20 protein-coding genes are annotated in these 20,274 nt (G+C 67.5%); 7 read left to right on the top strand and 13 right to left on the bottom strand.

Going from position 1 to position 20,274, the window contains the following annotated elements:
• Positions 1-49 precede the first annotated feature (49 nt).
• Positions 50-955, top strand: coding sequence for an EamA family transporter RarD (rarD, locus tag GVY41_RS03935; protein WP_161343502.1), 906 nt, complete (start codon positions 50-52; stop codon positions 953-955).
• Here the strand turns inward: rarD and GVY41_RS03930 are convergent.
• Positions 936-2,042: an anhydro-N-acetylmuramic acid kinase gene (locus GVY41_RS03930; protein WP_161343504.1), complete on the bottom strand. Its 1,107-nt coding sequence runs from the start codon at positions 2,040-2,042 to the stop codon at positions 936-938. The two genes, rarD and GVY41_RS03930, sit on opposite strands and share 20 nt — an antisense overlap.
• A 102-nt stretch (positions 2,043-2,144) precedes the next feature.
• On the opposite strand from GVY41_RS03930, the gene tyrS reads away from it, so the two are divergent.
• Positions 2,145-3,395, top strand: a complete 1,251-nt coding sequence (gene tyrS, locus GVY41_RS03925; RefSeq protein ID WP_161343506.1) for a tyrosine--tRNA ligase — start codon at positions 2,145-2,147, stop codon at positions 3,393-3,395.
• 116 nt (positions 3,396-3,511) lie between these two features.
• On the opposite strand, the gene GVY41_RS03920 is transcribed toward tyrS, so the two are convergent.
• Together GVY41_RS03920 and GVY41_RS03915 are read right to left on the bottom strand one after the other, a co-directional pair.
• Positions 3,512-4,123 (bottom strand): peptidylprolyl isomerase, encoded by a 612-nt coding sequence (locus tag GVY41_RS03920; protein ID WP_161343508.1) that lies wholly within the window; start codon positions 4,121-4,123, stop codon positions 3,512-3,514.
• Entirely contained in the window at positions 4,113-4,616 is a 504-nt protein-coding gene (locus GVY41_RS03915) for a peptidylprolyl isomerase (RefSeq protein WP_161343510.1), read from the bottom strand. The genes GVY41_RS03920 and GVY41_RS03915 overlap by 11 nt, the downstream gene beginning before the upstream one ends.
• A gap of 151 nt (positions 4,617-4,767) precedes the next feature.
• On the opposite strand from GVY41_RS03915, the gene GVY41_RS03910 reads away from it, so the two are divergent.
• The 3 genes from GVY41_RS03910 to GVY41_RS03900 all read left to right on the top strand — a co-directional run bounded on the left by GVY41_RS03910 (position 4,768) and on the right by GVY41_RS03900 (position 7,992).
• The gene (locus GVY41_RS03910) at positions 4,768-5,958 is read left to right on the top strand and encodes a phosphoglycerate kinase (protein WP_161343512.1); all 1,191 of its coding nucleotides are present in this window, start codon (positions 4,768-4,770) and stop codon (positions 5,956-5,958) included.
• Positions 5,959-6,138: 180 nt separating this feature from the next.
• Entirely contained in the window at positions 6,139-7,059 is a 921-nt protein-coding gene (locus tag GVY41_RS03905; RefSeq protein WP_161343514.1) for a DMT family transporter, read from the top strand.
• A gap of 9 nt (positions 7,060-7,068) precedes the next feature.
• Positions 7,069-7,992 (top strand): lysophospholipid acyltransferase family protein, encoded by a 924-nt coding sequence (locus tag GVY41_RS03900; protein ID WP_161343517.1) that lies wholly within the window; start codon positions 7,069-7,071, stop codon positions 7,990-7,992.
• A 3-nt stretch (positions 7,993-7,995) separates the two neighbouring features.
• On the opposite strand, the gene GVY41_RS03895 is transcribed toward GVY41_RS03900, so the two are convergent.
• Positions 7,996-8,859, bottom strand: coding sequence for a DUF1223 domain-containing protein (locus GVY41_RS03895; protein WP_229725930.1), 864 nt, complete (start codon positions 8,857-8,859; stop codon positions 7,996-7,998).
• Between the two features lie 337 nt (positions 8,860-9,196).
• On the opposite strand from GVY41_RS03895, the gene acnA reads away from it, so the two are divergent.
• Positions 9,197-11,968: an aconitate hydratase AcnA gene (gene acnA / locus GVY41_RS03890; RefSeq protein WP_161343519.1), complete on the top strand. Its 2,772-nt coding sequence runs from the start codon at positions 9,197-9,199 to the stop codon at positions 11,966-11,968.
• 533 nt (positions 11,969-12,501) lie between these two features.
• On the opposite strand, the gene GVY41_RS03885 is transcribed toward acnA, so the two are convergent.
• Genes GVY41_RS03885 through yajC form a run of 9 tightly spaced genes read right to left on the bottom strand, consistent with a single transcriptional unit; the run spans position 12,502 to position 18,699 of the window.
• The gene (locus tag GVY41_RS03885; RefSeq protein WP_161343521.1) at positions 12,502-13,041 is read right to left on the bottom strand and encodes a DsbE family thiol:disulfide interchange protein; all 540 of its coding nucleotides are present in this window, start codon (positions 13,039-13,041) and stop codon (positions 12,502-12,504) included.
• A complete protein-coding gene (gene ccmD, locus GVY41_RS03880; protein ID WP_188816014.1) occupies positions 13,034-13,195 on the bottom strand; it encodes a heme exporter protein CcmD in 162 nt (53 codons plus the stop codon). The genes GVY41_RS03885 and ccmD overlap by 8 nt, the downstream gene beginning before the upstream one ends.
• Positions 13,192-13,920, bottom strand: a complete 729-nt coding sequence (locus GVY41_RS03875; RefSeq protein WP_161343523.1) for a heme ABC transporter permease — start codon at positions 13,918-13,920, stop codon at positions 13,192-13,194. The genes ccmD and GVY41_RS03875 overlap by 4 nt, the downstream gene beginning before the upstream one ends.
• 54 nt (positions 13,921-13,974) lie before the next feature.
• Positions 13,975-14,631: a heme exporter protein CcmB gene (gene ccmB, locus GVY41_RS03870; protein WP_161343525.1), complete on the bottom strand. Its 657-nt coding sequence runs from the start codon at positions 14,629-14,631 to the stop codon at positions 13,975-13,977.
• Positions 14,628-15,275, bottom strand: coding sequence for a heme ABC exporter ATP-binding protein CcmA (gene ccmA, locus GVY41_RS03865; protein WP_161343527.1), 648 nt, complete (start codon positions 15,273-15,275; stop codon positions 14,628-14,630). Before ccmA ends, ccmB begins: the two co-directional genes overlap by 4 nt.
• Before the next feature lie 43 nt (positions 15,276-15,318).
• Positions 15,319-15,687, bottom strand: coding sequence for an Mth938-like domain-containing protein (locus GVY41_RS03860; protein ID WP_161343529.1), 369 nt, complete (start codon positions 15,685-15,687; stop codon positions 15,319-15,321).
• Between the two features lies 1 nt (position 15,688).
• The gene (gene secF, locus GVY41_RS03855) at positions 15,689-16,666 is read right to left on the bottom strand and encodes a protein translocase subunit SecF (RefSeq protein WP_161343531.1); all 978 of its coding nucleotides are present in this window, start codon (positions 16,664-16,666) and stop codon (positions 15,689-15,691) included.
• 12 nt (positions 16,667-16,678) lie between these two features.
• A complete protein-coding gene (gene secD / locus GVY41_RS03850; RefSeq protein ID WP_161343533.1) occupies positions 16,679-18,343 on the bottom strand; it encodes a protein translocase subunit SecD in 1,665 nt (554 codons plus the stop codon).
• 8 nt (positions 18,344-18,351) lie between these two features.
• Positions 18,352-18,699, bottom strand: a complete 348-nt coding sequence (gene yajC / locus GVY41_RS03845; RefSeq protein WP_161343535.1) for a preprotein translocase subunit YajC — start codon at positions 18,697-18,699, stop codon at positions 18,352-18,354.
• Between the two features lie 215 nt (positions 18,700-18,914).
• Here yajC and serS point away from each other — a divergent pair, with 215 nt between their 5' ends.
• Positions 18,915-20,207: a serine--tRNA ligase gene (serS, locus tag GVY41_RS03840; protein ID WP_161343537.1), complete on the top strand. Its 1,293-nt coding sequence runs from the start codon at positions 18,915-18,917 to the stop codon at positions 20,205-20,207.
• Positions 20,208-20,274 lie beyond the last annotated feature (67 nt).

The following is a 20,274-nucleotide window of genomic DNA, read 5'->3' as shown; positions in this document are numbered from 1 at the left end:
CACAAGTTTGCATTGGCGGCGGCCCCGCCCGCTGGTTAGACCCCGGGACATGACCGACACGCCCCTCCCCCCGCCCCGGAACGAAGACAGCCTTGCCGGCTTCGGCTTTGCGCTTGGCGCCTACCTGCTCTGGGGCTTCCTGCCGCTCTACATGAAGGCGCTGGCGCATATCCCGCCGGTCGAGATCATCGCCCACCGGGCGCTGTGGTCGCTGCCGGTGGCGGGTGTCGTGCTGATCGTCTCGCGCCGCACCGCCGACCTGAAGCGCGCCCTGCAAACCCCGCGGATGATCGGGATGGCGGCGGTGACGGCGGCGCTGATCTCGGTCAACTGGGGTATCTACATCTGGGCCATTGTCAACGATCACGCGCTGGACGCCGCGCTTGGCTATTACATCAACCCGCTGTTCAGCATCCTGCTGGGGGCGGTGCTGCTGGGAGAGCGGCCCTCGGGTCTGCAGAAGGCGGCCATTGCCCTTGCGGCCCTCGCGGTCGTCGTGCTGACCGTGCAGCTTGGCAAGCTGCCGGTGGTGGCGATTGCCCTGATGCTGACCTGGGGCGCCTATGCCTACCTGAAGAAGCAGCTGCCCATCGGCCCCAATCAGGGCTTCTTCCTCGAGGTGCTGATGCTGACCCCGCCGGCGCTGATCTGGCTGGGCTGGCTGGCCTATAGCGGCCAGGGGCATTTCCTGGTGGGAACCCCGCTGGACACGGGCCTGCTTCTGGGCTGCGGGCTGGTGACGGCGGTGCCGCTGATCCTTTATGCCAATGGCGCGAAGCGGCTGCGGCTGTCGACCATCGGGATCATGCAATACATCGCGCCGACGATGATCTTCCTGACCGCGGTGTTCGTGTTCGGCGAGCCGTTCGGGCTGGCGCAGGCCACGGGCTTTGCGATGATCTGGGGCGCGCTGGTGCTCTATTCCGTGTCGATGTTCAAGCGCCGGGCCGGCTGATCCGCCCGCCGCCGACCGCCGCCGCAACGCCGGTGGTGGCGGGGCAGCTGGTCGCCATGCCGCGCTGCACCCGGACGGCGAGGAAGGCGAAGGCCTGCGCCTCCAGCATGTCGCCCTCCAGACCCACGGCTTCGACCGGCTGCACCGGGCAGGCCAGCCTGTCGGCCAGCATCGCCATCAGCGTGGCATTGTGCCGCCCACCGCCGCCCACCAGAATTTGGCTCGGCGGGCGCGGGAAATGCTCGGCACCCCGCGCGACGGCAGCGGCGGCGGCGGCGGTGAGGGTGGCTGCGGCATCGGCATCTGAGAGGGCGGCGACGGCCTCCAGCAATCCGGCGAAATCGTTCCGGTCCAGGGACTTCGGAGGCATCTTGTAGAAATACGGGTGCGCTAGGAAGGCCTCGATCACCGCATCGTCCACCACACCCTTGGCTGCCAGCGCCCCGCCCTCGTCCTGCGCAAGCCCGCGCCGCGCCTGCATCAGGTCGTTCACCGGCGCATTGGCGGGGCCGGTGTCGAAGGCCAGCAGCGCGCCCGGCACCTCGGGCCCCGGCAAGGCGGGGTCCGCCCATGTCAGGTTGCCGACACCGCCAAGGTTGAGGAAGGCCAGCGGCTCGGTTGCGCCGATGAACCGCGCACAGGCGAAATGGTAGAACGGCGCCAGCGGCGCGCCCTGCCCGCCAAGCGTCACGTCCGAGGTTCGGAAATCCCACACCACCGGCAGGTCCAGCACCGCCGCCAGCACCGCGCCATTCCCGGCCTGATGGGTGCCCTGCCCGCGCGGATCATGGGCGAGGGTCTGGCCGTGGAAGCCCACCAGATCGGCCCCGTCAAAGCGCGAGAGCAGTTCGGCATGGGCCGTCTCCACCACCTCGGCAGCCTCGGCCACGCCCGCCTCCCCCGGCCAGCGGCCAAGCGCGGCGCGCAGCACGGCGCGCTCGGCGCCGGAATAGGGACGGTAGGCCGCCTTGCCGAACTCATGGATCACATGGCCGTCGGTCAGCACCAGCGCCGCATCGACCCCGTCCAGCGAGGTGCCGGACATGGTGCCAAGCGCCCAGACCGGTTCGTGCCCTACTCGTCCCATACTGCCCCCAATAACGTCTTGGCCGCGGGTCTTTCCCTTTGCCCGCCAGCCCGATATATGCGCGCAGGTGGATGACATCGACAAGCAGAACTGGAACCGGCGATGACCTGGCACCCGAAATCCGATTTCCTCTCGATCATGATCGAGCGGGGCTATCTGGCGGATTGCACCGATATTCAGGCGCTGGATGGCGCGCTGGTGGCGGGTGTGGTGCCGGCCTATATCGGATACGATGCCACCGCCGCCTCGCTGCATGTCGGGCATTTGCTGAACATCATGATGCTGCGCTGGCTGCAGAAATCGGGCGGCAAGCCGATCACGCTGATGGGCGGCGGCACCACCAAGGTGGGTGATCCGTCCTTCCGCGCCGAGGAACGCCCGCTGCTGACGCCGGAAAAGATCGACGAGAACATCGCCGGCATGGGCCAGGTCTTCGCGCGCTACCTCGACTACGGCACCGGGCCCACCGATGCGGTGATGCTGAACAATGCCGAGTGGCTGGATAACCTGAACTATCTCGACTTCCTGCGCGATATCGGGCGGCATTTCAGCGTCAACCGGATGCTGAGCTTCGAGAGCGTCAAGTCGCGGCTGGACCGCGAGCAGTCGCTGTCCTTCCTCGAGTTCAACTACATGATCCTGCAGGCCTATGACTTCCTGGAGCTGAACCGCCGTCATGGCTGCGTGCTGCAGATGGGAGGGTCGGACCAATGGGGCAATATCATCAACGGCATCGACCTGACGCGGCGGGTGCTGGACCATGAAATCTACGGGCTGACCTCGCCGCTTCTGACCACCAGCGACGGTCGCAAGATGGGCAAGTCGGCGGGCGGCGCGGTGTGGCTCAGCTCGGCGATGCTCTCGCCCTATGAGTTCTGGCAGTTCTGGCGCAACACCACCGATGCCGATGTCGGGCGGTTCCTCAAGCTCTATACCGAGCTGCCGGTGGAGGAGTGCGAGCGCCTCGGTGCGCTGCAAGGCTCCGAGATCAACGCGGCCAAGGTGATCCTGGCCAATGAGGTCACGGCCCTGCTGCACGGGGCCGAGGCTGCGGCGGCGGCGGAAGCCACCGCGCGCGAGGTGTTCGAGCATGGCGGCGTGGGCGAGGAGTTACCGACACTGGCGCTGTCGGCGGACGAGGTTGGCGAGGGCATCAGCCTCGCGCAGCTGGTGGTGCGCTCCGGCCTCGCCAAATCCGGCAAGGATGCCAAGCGGCTGATCGCGGAAGGTGGGCTGCGGCTCAATGACGAGGCCGCAACCGATACCGGCCAGATGATCGGCGCCGCCGACCTCGCCGAGCCGCTGAAACTCAGCGCCGGCAAGAAACGCCACGCGCTCGTCACACTGGGCTAAGAAGACCGGGGCCTAAAGCAAAGGGGCGGCTGCCACTCCGGCGCCGCCCCTTTCCATTCTTGCTGGCTGAAATATCCCGGGGGTCCGGGGGCAGCGCCCCCGGCCCTGGCCAAGGGTCACTCGGCCACAGTCACGCTGGCCATGAAGTCCGGATCCGTCACCGACCCGTTGGCCGCCTGATCGCCCTTCTTGATCGCGTCCACGACCTCCATCCCCGACACGACATTGCCGACGACGGTGTATTGGCCGTTCAGGAACTCGCCCGGCGCGAACATGATGAAGAACTGGCTGTTCGCCGAATCCGGGCTTTGCGAGCGGGCCATGCCGACGGTGCCGCGCTCGAAGGTCAGGTCCGAGAACTCTGCCGGAAGATCGGCGCGCGACGATCCGCCCATGCCGGCCATCTGGGTGTTGCCGCCCTGCTTGCCGAATTCCACATCGCCGGTCTGCGCCATGAAGCCGTCGATGACGCGGTGGAACACCACGCCGTCATAGGCGCCCTCGGCGGCAAGCGCGGTGATCTGCTCCACATGCTTCGGCGCCACATCCGGCAGCAGGTCGATGACGATCTGGCCGGTAGTGGAACCGCCGACCTCGACGATCAGGTTCGGGCCCGGGCCATCGGTGGCGGCCTGCGCCAGGGCCGGGCTTTGCGACAGGGCGAAGGCGCCGATGACGGCAAGCCCCGCGGCCATCATGCCGCCGGCGATGAGGCGATCACGCTGCATCGGAGGCCACCTTCACCGAGATCATCGCGTCGGGCTTTGCGGGGGGCTCGCCGCGGGCGATCTTGTCGACGAACTCCATGCCCGAGATCACGCGGCCATAGACGGTGTATTGCCGGTTCAGGAAGTGGTTGTCGCTGAAGTTGATGAAGAACTGGCTGTTGGCCGAGTTCGGGTTCTGCGAACGCGCAGCGCCAAGCGTGCCGCGGTCATGCGGGATGCCGCTGAATTCGGCGGGCAGGTCGGGCAGGTCCGATCCGCCGGTGCCGGCACGGCCGGCATTGCCACCGGGCTTGCCATGTTCCACATCGCCGGTCTGGGCCATGAACCCGTCGATCACGCGGTGGAAGATCACCCCGTCATAGGCACCGGCGCGGGCCAGGGCCTTCATGCGCTCGGCATGCTTGGGCGCGATGTCTGCCAGCAGCTCGATGGCGACGGTGCCGTCCTTGAGCTCTACCAGAATGGTGTTTTCGGGATCCTTGATGTCGGCCATGAATGCCTCCTTTTCCAGTCGGGGGCGACCCTAGACGCGGGTCCGGGGCTTGGGCAAGGGCAAAGGCGCGGCAGCGGTTGACGAAATCGGGAGGATGGGGTTCGGTAGCGCGCGACAGCCGCATGGCGCCCCAACCCCGAGGAGACCGACGATGGCCTGGAAGACGCTGGACGACATGGAGCTGGACGGCAAGGTGGTACTGGTGCGGGTGGATATCAACGTGCCGGTCGAGAATGGCCTCGTGACCGACGCGACGCGGATCGAGAAGATCGTGCCGACGGTGAAGGACATCCTGGCGAAGGGTGGCAAGCCGGTGCTGCTGGCGCATTATGGCCGCCCCAAGGGCAAACCGGTCGCCGAGATGAGCCTGAAGCTGACCCTGCCGGCGCTCGAAGCCGCGCTTGGGCAGAGCGTGACGTTTGCCGAGGATTGCGTCGGCGGTCCGGCGCGTTCGGCAGTCTCGGCCATGAAGCCGGGCGAGGTGCTGCTGCTGGAGAATACCCGCTTCCATGCCGGTGAGGAGGCGAACGACCCGGCAATGGCGGCGGCGCTGGCCGCGCTCGGGCAGGTCTATGTGAATGACGCCTTTTCTGCCGCGCACCGCGCCCATGCCTCGACCGAGGGCATCGCCCGGCTGCTGCCAGCCTGCGCGGGGCGGCTGATGGAGGCAGAGCTGAAGGCGCTGGAGGCGGCGCTTGGCAACCCGGTGCGGCCTGTCGTCGCGGTGGTGGGCGGGGCCAAGGTATCGACCAAGCTCGACCTTCTGGGCAACCTCGTCACCCGCGTCGATCATCTGGTGATCGGCGGCGGCATGGCCAACACCTTCCTGGTGGCGCAGGGCGTCGAGGTCGGCAAGAGCCTTGCCGAACGCGACATGGCCCCGACCGCGCTGGAGATCCTGGAGAAGGCCCGCGAGGCCGGCTGCACCATCCACCTGCCGGTGGATGTGGTGGTGGCGCGCGAGTTCAAGGCCCATGCCGCGAACGAGACGGTGCCGGTGGCCGACTGCCCGGCGGATGCGATGATCCTCGATGCCGGGCCGCAGACGGTCGAGGCGATTTCCGCGGTGTTCGGCCTCTGCCGCACGCTGATCTGGAACGGCCCGCTTGGCGCCTTCGAGATCGCCCCCTTCGATGCCGCGACCAATGCGGCGGCGGCGCGCGCCGCCGAGCTGACCGCGGCGGGAACGCTGGTCTCGGTCGCGGGCGGCGGCGATACCGTGGCGGCGCTGAACAAGGCCGGGGCGGCGGAGGGGTTCACCTATATCTCCACCGCGGGCGGTGCCTTCCTCGAATGGATGGAAGGCAAGGACCTGCCGGGCGTTGCGGCGCTGATGGGCTGAGCAAGCCCGGGGGGCCTCCTGCGCCCCATCACGAAGGAAGCGGGGGGCCTCGGCCCCCCGCGCCCCCCGAGGATATTTGGAAAAGGCAAAGGCAAAGCCGGGCGGACTGTCCGGGGTGGTGCCTGCGCGCGGGGCGAGGTAATCCGGCGGCGCAAGGCGGCCGGGGACGACGGAATGCAGATGAGAGACAAGACGGGCGGCGGGCCTGCCCTGCCCCCCGCGGAAGTGCCGGGATTGTCAGCGGCGACGCGCGGGATCCTGATCATGCTGCTGGGGATCCTGGTCTTCACGCTGATGGACGCGCTGGCCAAGCATCTGAGCGCGACCTATCCCACGATGCAGGTGGTCTGGGCGCGCTATGCCGGGCAGACCGTGCTGGTGCTGGTGCTGCTGGCGCCGCGGCTGGGATCGGTGATCCGCACCCGCGCGCCGGGGCTGCAGGCGTTGCGATCCTTGTTCCAGTTCGGGGCGACGGCGCTGTTCTTCCTGTCGCTGGCGCATATCGGCCTCGCCGAGGCGACGGCGATCATGGATGTGAATCCGGTGCTGATCACCCTTGGCGCGGCACTGTTCCTGGGCGAGCGGATCGGGCCGCGGCGGATGGCAGGGGTGCTGGTGTCGCTGGTGGGGGCGCTTATCATCGTGCGGCCGGGCAGCGGGGTGTTCTCGGTCGCGGCGCTGCTGCCGCTGGCGGCGGCCTTCTGCTATGCCGGGTTCGCGGTGCTGACGCGGCTGACCAGCGCGACCGAGAGCGCCGCGACCTCGATGCTCTATGCCGCGCTTCTGGGAACGGCGGTGACCACGGCGATGCTGCCCTGGATCTGGCAGCCGGTGGCCTGGGGCGATCTGTGGGGCTTCGTGCTGATCGGGGGGATGGGCGCGGTGGGGCAGCTCTGCCTGGTGCGGGCCTTCACGCTGGCAGAGGCGGGGGTGATCGCGCCCTTCGGCTATGCCGGGCTGATCTTCGCCACGCTGTGGGGATTCGTGTTCTTCGGCGCCCTGCCCGACCTCTGGACGGTGGTGGGTGCGCTTGTGATCGTGGGGGCCGGACTTTATGTCTGGCACCGCGAGGCGCAGCTGGCGCGCGCCGCAAGACGCTAGGATCGGGATATGGCAAAGCGCGGCAAGAGCTGGGGCGAGACGGCGGGCGACTGGCTGTCGGACCGCGCCGTGCGCCTGCTGATCGGCGCGGCGCTGCGCCTGCCCTACGCGCGGCGGCTGGCGCTGGTCGGCTGGGCGATGCGCCGGTTGGTGGCGCCGCTGGCGGGGTATCGCGCCCGGGCGCTGGCCAATCTGGCGCATGTGTTCCCCCAGATGCCCTTGGCCGAGCGGAAGCGCATCGCTGCGGGGGTCGCCGAGAATGTCGGGCGCTCGCTGATCGAGAATTACTCGGGCGCCGAGTTTACGGGCCGGATGGCGCAGCTGCCCCTGCAAGGAGCGGGCGTGGCGGCGCTGGAGGCGGCGCGGGCGGCCGGGCAGCCGGTGATCCTGGTCACCGGGCATTTCGGGAATTACGAGGCGGCGCGCGCGGCGCTGGTGGCGCGGGGCTATGACATCGGCGGGCTCTACCGGCCGATGAAGAACAGCTATTTCAACGCCCATTACGTGAAGACGATGGAGTCCTTCGGCGGGCCGGTCTTTGCGCAAGGCAGGCGCGGCACCGCCGGTTTCGTGCGGCATCTGCGCGCCGGCGGCATGCTGGTGCTGCTGTTCGACCAGCATGTGCGCAAGGAGCCGGTGCTGGACTTTCTGGGCCAGCCGGCGCGCACGCCCACGTCGAGCGCGGACCTCGCGCTGCGCTATGGCGCGCTGCTGCTGCCGTTCTATGCGACACGGGGCGAGGACGGGCAGAGCTTCACGGTCGAGCTGGAGGCGCCAGTGCCGCATGGCACGCCCGAAGCCATGATGCAGGCGCTGAATGACGGCCTCGCGGCGCGGGTGCGGGCGCGGCCGGAGCAGTGGTTCTGGTTCCACAATCGCTGGAAGGGCGCTGGCGACGGGCCGGGGAAGAAGCTTCCGCGAAAGGCCCGCTAGCGGTCAGCGAAGGCGGGCAGCGGCGAGGATCGCGCCCGGGCCCTGTTCCTGCACGATCACCACGGCGGCGTCGCTGCCGGGCGCATTGGCGTCGAGCGTCAGCGGCTGGCGGCCATCCCATTCGGCAATCGGCGCCCAATCGGTGACGATGTTGGAATAGCGCACCACGCGCCCGGCATTCTCGCCATGCTCGATATTCACCGTCTCTTCGGCGCGGTAGCGGACCAGCTGCACCACGGCGCCCTGCGGCAGGGGCGGCTGCGCCTCAAGCTTGATGCGCAGCACCTCGCCCTCGCGGGCCAGCGACAGGCGGATCTGGCTCGGCACGGCGTTGTGCTGGTCGATCAGCCCCACCAGCTCCATCGGGCGCAGGCCCACCAGATGCTCGGAGCCCTCGACGATCATCTGCGGGGTGTAGATCGCATGTTCCCCGGCGGCGCGGGCATAGGCCTTCTGGCGCTTGGTGAAGCCGGGCTTGGCGAAGCGGTCGGCCCAGCCGATGTAATCCCAGTAGTCCACATGCAGCGCCAGCGCGATCACGTCATCGCGCCCGGCGATCTCGGCCAGCAGCGCATCGGCGGGCGGGCAGGAGGAGCAGCCCTGCGAGGTGTAAAGCTCGACCACCACCGGGTGATATTCGGTGAAGGCGGTGGGCTGCGGGGCCTGCGCGGCAGTAGCCGAGCGCGGGCCGGGCGGCATCAGGCTGAAGCCCTGGCCGGGCATGTTCGGGAAGCTGCGGAAGAAGCTTTCGATGCCGGTGCCGCTGTCCGGCCCGCTGCGATGCGGAGGATCGATGGCGGTCTGTGCAACCGCTGAAAAGGCAAGCCACAGCCAGAGGCTGCAGGCGGCACTGAACGTCCGACGCATATGAATTTTCCGGTCCCCTTGGTCGCACCTTTGGTAACGACCGGGCGGGGCCAAAGCCAATCAAGGTTTTGAGAGGGTGGCGGAGCGCGGCCGGGCGCGACTTTCGAGCATCACCCTGCCCCGCGGGCCGGCGGCGCAGGGGGGCTTCGCGCCCCCCCGCCCTTCGGACTGGCCGCAGGCTAGGAGGGGGCAGACGGCACCCTCTTCCTTTCAGTCCCGAATTTTTCTGTGCACAGTGGTATACAAACTGCCCCATCCCCCTTGATCCGAACGCGGCGATGCGGCATGACGGGCGCAGCTTAAACCCCGTTCCTCGTCCAGCGAAAGGGAGCCATCCATGCCCATCATCACCGGAAAAGACAGCGCCGGCACACGCCGCACGCTGACCGTCGGCAGCACGTCCGTCGCCTATTACTCGATCCCGGCGGCCGAAGCCGCAGGGCTTGGCTCCTTCGCCAACCTGCCCGCCTCGCTGAAGGTGGTGCTGGAGAACCTGCTGCGCTTCGAGGATGGCGGGTTCACCGTCTCTGTCGACGACATCAAGGCGTTTTCCGAATGGGGCGCGAATGGCGGCAAGAGCACGCGCGAGATCGCCTATCGCCCGGCCCGGGTGCTGATGCAGGACTTCACCGGCGTTCCCGCCGTGGTCGACCTTGCGGCGATGCGCGACGGGATCAAGGCGCTTGGCGGCGATGCCACCAAGATCAACCCGCTGGTGCCCTGCGATCTGGTCATCGACCACTCGGTCATGATCGACGAATTCGGCAACCCGCGCGCCTTCCAGATGAACGTGGACCGCGAGTATGAGCGGAACATGGAGCGTTACCAGTTCCTGAAATGGGGTCAGGGCGCGTTCAACAACTTCCGCGTGGTGCCGCCCGGCACCGGCATCTGCCACCAGGTGAACCTCGAATACCTGTCGCAGACCGTCTGGACCGATACCGACCAGACCGGCGAGATGGTCGCCTATCCCGACACGCTGGTGGGCACCGATTCGCACACCACCATGGTCAACGGCCTTGCGGTCCTTGGCTGGGGCGTCGGCGGGATCGAGGCCGAGGCCGCGATGCTGGGACAGCCGATTTCCATGCTGATCCCCGAGGTCGTAGGCTTCCACGTCACCGGCGCGCTGCGCGAGGGCGTGACCGCGACCGACCTGGTGCTGAAGGTCGTGCAGATGCTGCGCAAGCATGGCGTTGTCGGCAAGTTCGTCGAGTTCTACGGCGAGGGGCTGGACAACATGCCGCTGGCCGACCGGGCGACCATTGCCAATATGGCCCCCGAGTATGGCGCGACCTGCGGCTTCTTCCCGATCGACAACGAGACGCTGCGCTACCTGCGCCAGACCGGCCGCGACGAGGATCGCCTGAAGCTGGTCGAAGCCTATGCCAAGGAAAACGGCTTCTGGCGCCATTCGGATTACGCGCCGATCTATACCTCGACGCTGCAACTGGACATGGGCGAAGTCGTCCCCGCCATCTCGGGCCCCAAGCGCCCGCAGGACCATGTCGCGCTGACCGATGCCTCGCGGGTGTTTGGCGAATACATGCACGGGTTGCGCCCCTCGCTGGAAGTGACTGCCAAGCAGAAGACCGTTCTGGTGGGCGAGGGCGGCAACCCGCCCGCGCAACATGACTCCATCGGCCGTGACTACCTGAAATCGGCCCCGGTCGAGGGCGAGGACTACCAGCTGCGCGACGGCTCTGTCGTGATCGCCTCGATCACCTCCTGCACCAACACCTCGAACCCCTATGTGCTGATCGCGGCCGGCCTTGTCGCCCGCAAGGCCCGCGCCCTTGGCCTGACCCGCAAGCCCTGGGTCAAGACCTCGCTGGCCCCCGGCTCGCAGGTGGTGTCGGAATATCTGAACGCGGCGAACCTGCAGGAGGATCTCGACGCGCTCGGCTTCAACCTTGTCGGCTATGGCTGCACCACCTGCATCGGCAACTCGGGCCCGCTGCAGCCCGAGATTTCCAAGTCGATCAACGACAATGACCTCGTCGCCGTGTCGGTGCTGTCGGGCAACCGCAACTTCGAGGGGCGCATCAGCCCCGATGTGCGCGCCAACTACCTGGCCTCGCCGCCGCTGGTCGTGGCCTATGCCATTGCCGGGGACATGAACATCGACGTGGCCAAGGACCCGCTGGCCCACACGGCCGACGGCAAGCCGGTCTACCTCAAGGACATCTGGCCGACGACCAAGGAAATCGCCGACATGGTGGAAGCCGTGGTCACGCGCGAAATGTTCATCAGCAAATATGCCGATGTCTTCAAGGGCGACGAGAAATGGCAGTCGGTGCAGACGCCCGACAGCGAGACCTATGACTGGCCGCCGACCTCGACCTATATCCAGAACCCGCCCTATTTCCGGAACATGTCGCCGGAAGCCGGCACCATCTCCAACATCCACGGCGCGCGGGTGCTGGCGATACTCGGTGACATGATCACCACCGACCACATCAGCCCGGCCGGTTCCTTCAAGGCGACCACCCCGGCGGGGAAATACCTGACCGACCGTCAGGTCGCGACCAAGGACTTCAACAGCTACGGCTCGCGCCGCGGCAACCATGAAGTGATGATGCGCGGCACCTTCGCCAACATCCGCATCAAGAACGAGATGCTGGACGGGGTCGAAGGCGGCTACTCCAAAGGTCCGGATGGCGAGACCACCTCGATCTACGATGCCGCGATGGCCTATCAGGACGCTGGCGTGCCGCTGGTGATCTTCGGCGGCATCGAGTACGGCGCGGGCTCGTCGCGGGACTGGGCGGCCAAGGGCACCAATCTGCTGGGCGTCAAGGCGGTGATCGCCGAGAGCTTCGAGCGCATCCACCGCTCCAACCTTGTGGGCATGGGCGTGGTGCCGTTCGAGTTCACCGGCGGCGAGAACCGCAAGACGCTGGGGCTGACCGGCGACGAGGTGGTGACCATCGAGGGGCTGGAAGGCAAGATCGTGCCGCTGAGCCTGGTGCCCTGCACCATCACCTATGCCGACGGCACGGTGAAGACCATCCAGCTGAAAAGCCGGATCGATACCGAGGTCGAGATCGTCTATCTCGAGAACGGCGGCGTGCTGCATTACGTGCTGCGGAACCTGGCGAAGAGCTGATCCCGTCTCACTGCGACAGGATGGAAGCGGCCCCTTTGTGGGCCGCTTTCGTCGTTCTGGGGGCCGGTTTACCCGCGCCGGCGGGGCTGCTGGCGGGGGCCGGTGCCGCTCGGTTCGGGCGGAAAAAGGCGAGGCACTGTCTCGCCCCGCCCGTGCGGGACGCATGGTACCGGAGCCATTGGCAGCATGAGACCGAATGAGGGCAGCGCCCGACCTGGCGGGCGAGAAGCGCCCGCCAGGGGGTGATGAGCGATCAGAAACCTTCCAGTGGAAGGTTTCCGCGAAGAACGCCCGCCCCGTGGGCGGGCCGGGAGGGCGGGCGCTGGCCGGGCCCTTTGGGGGGCCGTCCGGTGCAAGATGCGAGGTCGGTCTGTGGCGAAGGCGATGGCCTTCGCCAGATCGGCGCAGGTGCACAATCACGGCGGATCGTTGGACTCCCTCGCCACGCGATGCGGCGCAGCCCCAAATACGAACGGCCCGGAGAAACCCCGGGCCGTTTCGTTTTGCGCAATGAGTTTTCGGTTCGTGCCGCGTCACCCCCCCGCGCGCGCCTTCTCCAGCGCCGGGCGGATCTGGGACTCGATCACCCGCTGCGTCACCGGCCCGGCAAAGCGCAGGATGATGGTTCCCTCACCGTCGATCACATAGGTTTCCGGCACGCCGTACACCCCCCAATCCAGCGCCATGCGGCCGGTGGCATCTGCGCCGATGGCGGCATAGGGGTTGCCAAGCTCCTCAAGGAAGGCCAGCGCCTTGGCGGGTTCGTCCTTGTAGTTGATGCCGTAGATCGCCACCCCCTCCTCGGCCAGCGCCTGAAGATTGGGATGCTCCACCCGGCAGGGCGCGCACCAGCTGGCCCAGTAGTTGACCAGCTTCACCTCGCCGTCGCGCAGGGTGGCATCGGTCGGCAGCGGCCCCATCAGCGGCTCCAGCACCACGGGCGGCGCGGGTTGGCCGGCCAGGGCAGTCGGCAGCTGGGTCGGGTTTTCGCGGTTCATGCCCCAGATGAACATGCCCGCAAGCCCCACGAACAGCAGCGGCGGCAGCATCAGCAGCGGCGAGATTTTAGCCATTCCCGCGGCCCATCCGGCGCTCCTGCGCCTCCAGCGCGCGTTTCACCCTTGCGCCGCGCCACAGCGACAGCAGCACCAGCGCCGCCAGCAGCGCCAGAGTCACGCCATAAGCCGACAGCACCGTGCCGGCATATTTCCCCAGATCGGGCATCATGCCATCCTCTCCCGCGCTTCGAGCGCCTTAAGCCTGCGGGACCGGATCTCGGTCCGGGTCCGGATCAGCACCAATGTCACGAACAGCAGCACAAAGCCCGCGATGCACACGAGCAGCGGATACCAGAACACATCGGCGACATTCTCCTCGGCATCCATCGACAGCGAGGCCTCCTGATGCAGGCCCTGGTTCCAGAAGTTCACCGCATAGCGGCTGAGCAGCGCGAAGACCGAGCCGACAAGGCACAGCACCGAGGTCAGGTCGGCCGCGGTGTCGGGATCATCGATCGCCTCCCACAGCGCGATATAGCCAAGGTAGAACAGGAACAGGATCAGGAACGAGGTCAGCCGCGGATCCCAGGCCCACCAAGTGCCCCACATCGGCTGGCCCCAGATCGCCCCGGTAAAGAGGGCGATCAGCGTCATGGTCATCCCGATCGGCGCCGCAGCCTTGGCGGCCAGCGCCGAGACATGGTGGCGGCGGATGATCCAGATCAACGAGGCGACCAGCATCATCACCCAGGCGTTGATCGCCATCATCGCCGAGGGGACGTGGATATAGATGATCTTGACGGTCGAGCCCTGCTTGTAATCATCGGGCGTGAAGAAGAACCCCCAGATCAGCCCGCCCACCAGCGCAACGACGGCCAGCCCCGTCACCCAGGGCAAGGCCCAGGCCGAGGTCTGCATGAACTTCTTCGGATTGGCGTATTCCCAGATCGACATGGGGATTAGCTACTTTCTCTGGTTGGCGGGCTCAACTGAATATCGCGTGTGGCCCTAGCGCAAGTTGACGCGGATCGCGGCGGCCGAGGCGAAGGGCAACAGCGCGACCGAGGCGGCGGTGATCCCGGCCAGCAGCATCAGCGGCGCGCCGGTCTCCATCCCCTCGGTGCCGCGGCGGACGGTTTCGGCGCCGAAGATCAGGGTGGGCACGTAGAGCGGCAGCACCAGCAACGACAGCAAGAGGCCGCCGCGCTTGAGCCCGACGGTCAGCGCCGCGCCGAAGGTGCCGATCACCGACAAAGCGGGCGTGCCGAGCGCGAGGGACACGGTCAGCCAGAAGAAGCCCTCGCCCTGCAGGTTCAAGAGCACCCCGAACACCGGCGCGGCGACCACCAGCGGCAGGCCGGTCGTCAGCCAATGCGCGGCGGCCTTCATCGTCACCACCGCCTCCAGCGGAATCGGGGCGGTGGCCAGCAGGTCCAGCGAGCCATCCTCGAAATCCAGTGCGAAGATCCGGTCCAGCGACAGAAGGCAGGCCAGCAGCGCGCCGACCCAGAGGATGCCGGGCGCGATCTTTGCCAGCGTGCCGCCCTCGGGGCCGACGCCGAAGGGCACCAGCACGGTGACGATCAGGAAGAACGCAAGGCCCAGGCCGAATCCCCCGCCCGCGCGGATCGCAAGGCGCAGGTCGCGCAGCAGCAGGGCGATCATGCAAAGGCCTCATCGAATTCGCGGCCGCGCCCGCCTGCATTGCCGCCTGCGGTCGAGGGACGGGCCTTGAAAGGGGCAAGGTCCAGCACCTCCGCCTCGGCGATGCCAAGGTCGATATGGGTGGCCATCAGCGCCGCGCCTCCGCCGGCCAGATGCGCCCGCACCGCCTGTGCAAAGAGGGCCACCGAGGCAGCATCGAGCGAGACGGTGGGTTCATCCAGCATCCAGATCGGCCGGCCCGAGACCAAGAGCCGCGCCAGCCCCAGCCGCCGCTTCTGCCCGGCCGACAGCGAGCCCGCCAACCGGCCTTGCAGCGCCTCGAGGTTCATCGCCTCCAGCACCGGGGCGAAACCGCCGGTGCCGTAGATCGCCGCCCAGAAGCTCAGGTTCTCGGTGACTGAAAGCGTCGCCTTCAGCCCGTCGGCATGGCCGGAATAGGCGATGGCATCGGGGGGCATGGAAATGGTGCCAGCGAGGGGCGGTTGCAGCCCCGCCAGCGTGCGCAGCAAGGTGGTCTTGCCGACGCCGTTGGGCCCGCGCAGCACCAGCGCCCGCCCCGGTTGCAAGGTGAAGCTGACACCCTCCAGCACGGGGATGCCCCCACGGCGGATGGCAAGGTCGGTGACGGTCAGGTGCGCGTTCATCGCCCTGCCATAGCCCAACGCGCGGCAGGCGGGAAGTGCGGCATCAGGCCCCGGTCGTGGTGACCGGCAACATCGCCGCGGCAATGCGGCGGCCTTCGGACAGCAGCACGTTGTAGGTGCGCGCGGCGGCGGGGGAGGACATCGGCTCCAGCCCCACGCCCGCCGCCTCCAGCGCCTCGCGCAGGGCGCGCGGCGCATGGGCGACCTCGGACCCCAGCCCAAGAAACAGCACGTCCACCTGCCCCGCCAGCGCCAGCAGCGGCGCGGCGTCGTCCAACCCGCCCCAAGGGGTCACGCCCTCGGGCCGGATCAGGATCGCGCCCTGCCAGACTGCCCCGCCGGCGCGGAAGAAGCCGGGGCCATAGCCCTCGACCGCCGCCGCGCCGCCAAAGCTGGCCTCGTTCAGGCGCATGTCACTTCTCCGAGGTGGCGAACTGGGTGCCGCCGGGGCCATCGGTCGGCTTGGACCAGTCGCGTTTGATCCCCAGCCACAGCACGATGTTCTTGGCCACGAAGACCGAGGAATAGGTGCCGATGACGATGCCGAAGGCGATGGCGAAGACAAAGCCGCGGATCACGTCGCCGCCAAGCGCCAGCAGCGCGATCAGCGCCACCAGCGTGGTGCCAGAGGTCATCACCGTCCGGCTGAGCGTCTCGTTGACCGAAATGTTCATCACCTCGCGCAGCGGCATGGTCTTGAACTTGATCAGGTTCTCGCGCAGCCGGTCGAAGACCACCACCGTGTCGTTGATCGAATAGCCAAGGATGGTCAGCAGCGCCGCGATGATCGACAGGTCGAAGCGGATCTGCAGCAGCGCGAAGATGCCGATGGTGATGACCACGTCATGCACCAGCGCCGCCACGGCGCCGACCGCGAACTGCCATTCGAAGCGCAGCCAGATATAGACCAGGATCGCCCCCGTCGCCGCCATGACCGCCATGATCGCAGTCCAGATCAGCTCGCCCGAGACCTTGGGGCCGACCGATTCGACGGACGGGAACGTGATGGAGGGGTCTACCGTCTGCAGCGCCGCCTCCACTGCCGCGATGGTTTCGGGGGTCACGCTTTCCATGCCCTCCTGCGCCTGCAGGCGGATCATCGCCACGTTGCGGCCCTCGCCGAAGGTGGGGTCGAACACTTCGGTGATCAGCACGTCGCCCTGCGTGACGGGCGCAATGGCGGTGCGGTAGGCACCGATATCCACTTCCTGCGTGCCTTCCGAGCGGATGGTGGTGCCGCCCTGGAAGTCGATGCCGAAGTTCAGGCCCATGATCGCCCAAAGCAGGATCGAGGCAATGACTGCCACGACCGAGGCGCCGAACGTGTAGCGCTGTTGCTTGAAGAAGTCGAAATGCGTGACGTCGGGGACGAGTTTCAGACGGAATGCCATGGTTCTGGTCCCCTATACGATGATGGTTTTCGGCCGGCGCCAGTGGAACCAGGCCGCGACCAGCACCCGCGTGACGAACAGCGCGGTGAAGACCGATGTGATAATGCCGATGGCCAGCGTCACGGCGAAGCCGCGCACCGGGCCGGCACCCACGAAGAACAGGATCGAGGCGACGATGAAGGTGGTGATATTCGCGTCGATGATCGCCGACATCGCCTTTTCATACCCCAGCTCGATGGCGCGGGCCGGGCCCTTGGCCGTCTTCAGCTCTTCCCGGATCCGCTCGAACACCAGCACGTTGGCATCGACCGCCATGCCGATGGTCAGCACGATCCCGGCGATGCCCGGCAGCGTCAGCGTGCCGCCGATCACCGACAGCAGGCCGAAGATCATGCCGATGTTGAAGATCAACGTGACACTGGCGAAGACCCCGAACAGGCCATAGCTTGCCACGACCATCAAGACCACTGCCGCCAGCCCGACCATGCTGGCGATACGGCCGGCGTCGATGCTGTCCTGCCCCAGTTCGGGGCCGACGGTGCGTTCCTCAAGGAAGGTCATCTCGGCCGGCAAGGCCCCTGCGCGCAGCAGCACGGCAAGGTTGGTCGATTCCTCTACACTGAAGCTGCCGGTGATGATGCCCGATCCGCCGGGAATATGGCTCTGGATCTGCGGGGCCGAGATAACCTCGTCATCGAGCACGATGGCGAACAGCTGGCCGATATTCTCGGCCGTGTAATCGCCGAACTTGCGCGCCCCGGTCGGGTTGAAGCGGAAGCTGACCGCGGGGCGGCCGTTCTGGTCGAAATCGGGCCGCGCATCGACCAGCTCCTCGCCCGAGACGACGGGGGATTGCTCCAGCACATAGAACACGCCCTGCTCATCCGCGGCGGGCAACAGCACATTGCCAAGCCCCGGAGAGGCGCTGGCATCCGAACCGCGGCTGATCACCGGCTGGAAGGTCAGCCGCGCGGTGGTGCCGATCAACGCCTTGAGTTCCGCGGCCGAGCCGATGCCGGGAACCTGGATCAACACCCGGTCCTCGCCCTGGCGCTGGATCGTCGGCTCGCGGGTGCCGACCTCGTCGACCCGGCGGCGGACGATTTCCACGCTTTGCTGCATGGTGCGGTCGTCGGTGGCGGTGCGTTCCGCCTCGGTCAGGGCGATGGTCAGGGTATCGCCCGATCCCGTCACCTCAAGGTCGGTCTCCCCGATGCCGGTCAGGCTGACGACCGGGCTGGCCAGCGTCCGCGCCACTTCCACGGCGCGGGCCATCCCCTCGGGCTGCGAGATCTGCACCCGCAGTTCCCCCGGATCCGAGGCCGCGCGGCGCACGGTGCCGACGGTCGCCCGCTCGGCCCGCAGCGCGTCGCGCAGCTCGGGCCAAAGCCCGTCCATCCGGTCCTTGTAGACATCGGCGACCTGGACTTCGGCCAGCAGATGCGCACCCCCCCTCAGGTCCAGCCCCAGATTGACCAGCCCCGAGGGCAGCCAGGACGGCCAGGCATCGCGGGCCGCGACCAGCTCGGGGGTTTCCACCCCAGAGGCCTCGATCTGCGCCACCGCGTCATTATGGGCTTCCACGCGGGCGTAGAACAGGTTGGGCATCGCGGTCAGCAGCCCGAGGCCGACGAGCCCCAGGATGATGACCCGCTTCCAGAGGGGGATGTGCAGCATTCAGGTGCTCAGTTGGTGTTCGCGGCGGTGGAGGCCGGTTCGGTCTTCGACACGACCTGCGCGATGGTGGCGCGCACGATGCGAACCTTCACGCCCTCGGCAATCTCGACTTCCAGCTCGCCATCTTCCTTGACCTTGGAGATCTTGCCGATGATCCCGCCTTGCGTGATCACGGTATCGCCGCGGCGCACCGCCTCGACCATGGCGCGGTGATCCTTCAGCTTCTTTTGCTGCGGGCGGATCAGCAGGAAATACATGATCGCGAAGATCAGGATCAGCGGGATGAACTGGGTGATGGCGCTGGCAGCGCCACCGCCGCCACCGGCGGCCTGGGCAAAGGCGGGAGTCACGAACATCTGTCTTCCTCTGGTGTCGGGGACGGCTTGGCACCGCCCGGCTATCATTGGGGCAAATCTGCCCGGAAAGTCGGCGGCACCCTAGCTGTGCCCCCTGTCCTTGACAAGCACAGGTCACCGCATTTCCCGGTTCAAAACCCCGTGCCGATGGGGCATATGGGGGGCGCCCGGTGCCCCTGCAACGGTCCGGTGCCGACAAACCCAAGGTGATCATCATGCACGACATCCGCGCGATCCGCGAAAACCCCGCAGCCTTCGACGCCGCCCTGTCGCGGCGGGGCCTGTCCGGGCTGTCGTCGCAGGTGCTGGCGCTGGACGAGGCGCGCCGCGCCAAGATCCTGGCTGCCGAAACCGCGCAGGCCGCGCAGAACGCCGCCTCCAGGGATGTGGGCGCCGCCAAGGCCCGCGGCGACGATGCCGAGTTCGAACGCCTGCGCGCGCTGGTGGCCGAGACCAAGGCCGAGATGGCGCAGCTGAACGAGGCCGCCAAGGCCGACGATGCCGCGCTGCGCGATCTGCTGATGAGCCTCCCCAACCTGCCCGCCGCCGATGTGCCGGACGGCGAGGACGAAGCCGGCAATGTCGAGATCCGCCGCGGGGGTACACCGCGCGCCTTCGACTTCACGCCGCTGGAGCATTACCAGCTGCCCGCCGTGCAATCCGGGATGGATTTCGAGACCGCCGCCAAACTTTCCGGCAGCCGCTTCGTCGTGCTGTCGGGCGCGGTGGCGCGGCTGCAACGGGCACTGGCGCAGTTCATGCTCGACACCCACATCACAGATCACGGCCTGACCGAGACCTGGACCCCGGTTCTGGTCAAGCCCGAGATGATGCTGGGCACCGGCCAGCTGCCGAAATTCGGCGAGGACAGCTATGAGACCACAAATGGCTGGTGGCTGGTCCCGACCGCCGAGGTGACGCTGACCAACATCGTGCATGGCGAGACGGTGGCAGAGGCCTCCCTGCCCCGCCGCTACGTCGCACACACCCAGTGCTTCCGGTCGGAAGCTGGCTCGGCGGGCCGCGATACCGCCGGGATGCTGCGCCAGCACCAGTTCGAGAAGGTCGAGATGGTGTCGATCACGAAGCCCGAGGAGTCGGCCGCCGAGCATGACCGCATGACCCGCTGCGCCGAGGCGATCCTGGAGAAGCTGGGCCTGCCCTATCGCACCGTGGTGCTCTGCACCGGCGATATCGGCTTTGGCGCGATCAAGACCCATGACCTCGAGGTCTGGCTGCCGGGGCAGGCTACCTACCGCGAAATCTCGTCGGTCTCCAACTGCGGAGCCTTCCAGGCGCGGCGGATGAATGCGCGGCTGAAGCCGGCCGATGGCGGCAAGCCCGACTTCGTTCATACGCTGAACGGATCGGGCCTTGCGGTGGGCCGCTGCCTGATCGCGGTGCTGGAGAATGGCCAGCAGGCGGACGGGTCCGTCGATCTGCCCGAGGCGCTGCACCCCTGGCTGGGCGGCAAGACCCGGATCACCGCAGAGGGCGGGCTGGCCTGACCCTGCAGTCGATGGCAAACCGCAGGCGCGAGAGTGCCTGCGGGATTGCATCTGCCGGTTGCAAAAC

It is taken from the genome of Frigidibacter albus (genome assembly GCF_009908165.1).
GTDB classification, from domain to species: Bacteria; Pseudomonadota; Alphaproteobacteria; order Rhodobacterales; family Rhodobacteraceae; genus Frigidibacter; species Frigidibacter albus.
This window is presented reverse-complemented; position numbering and strand designations above follow the sequence as displayed.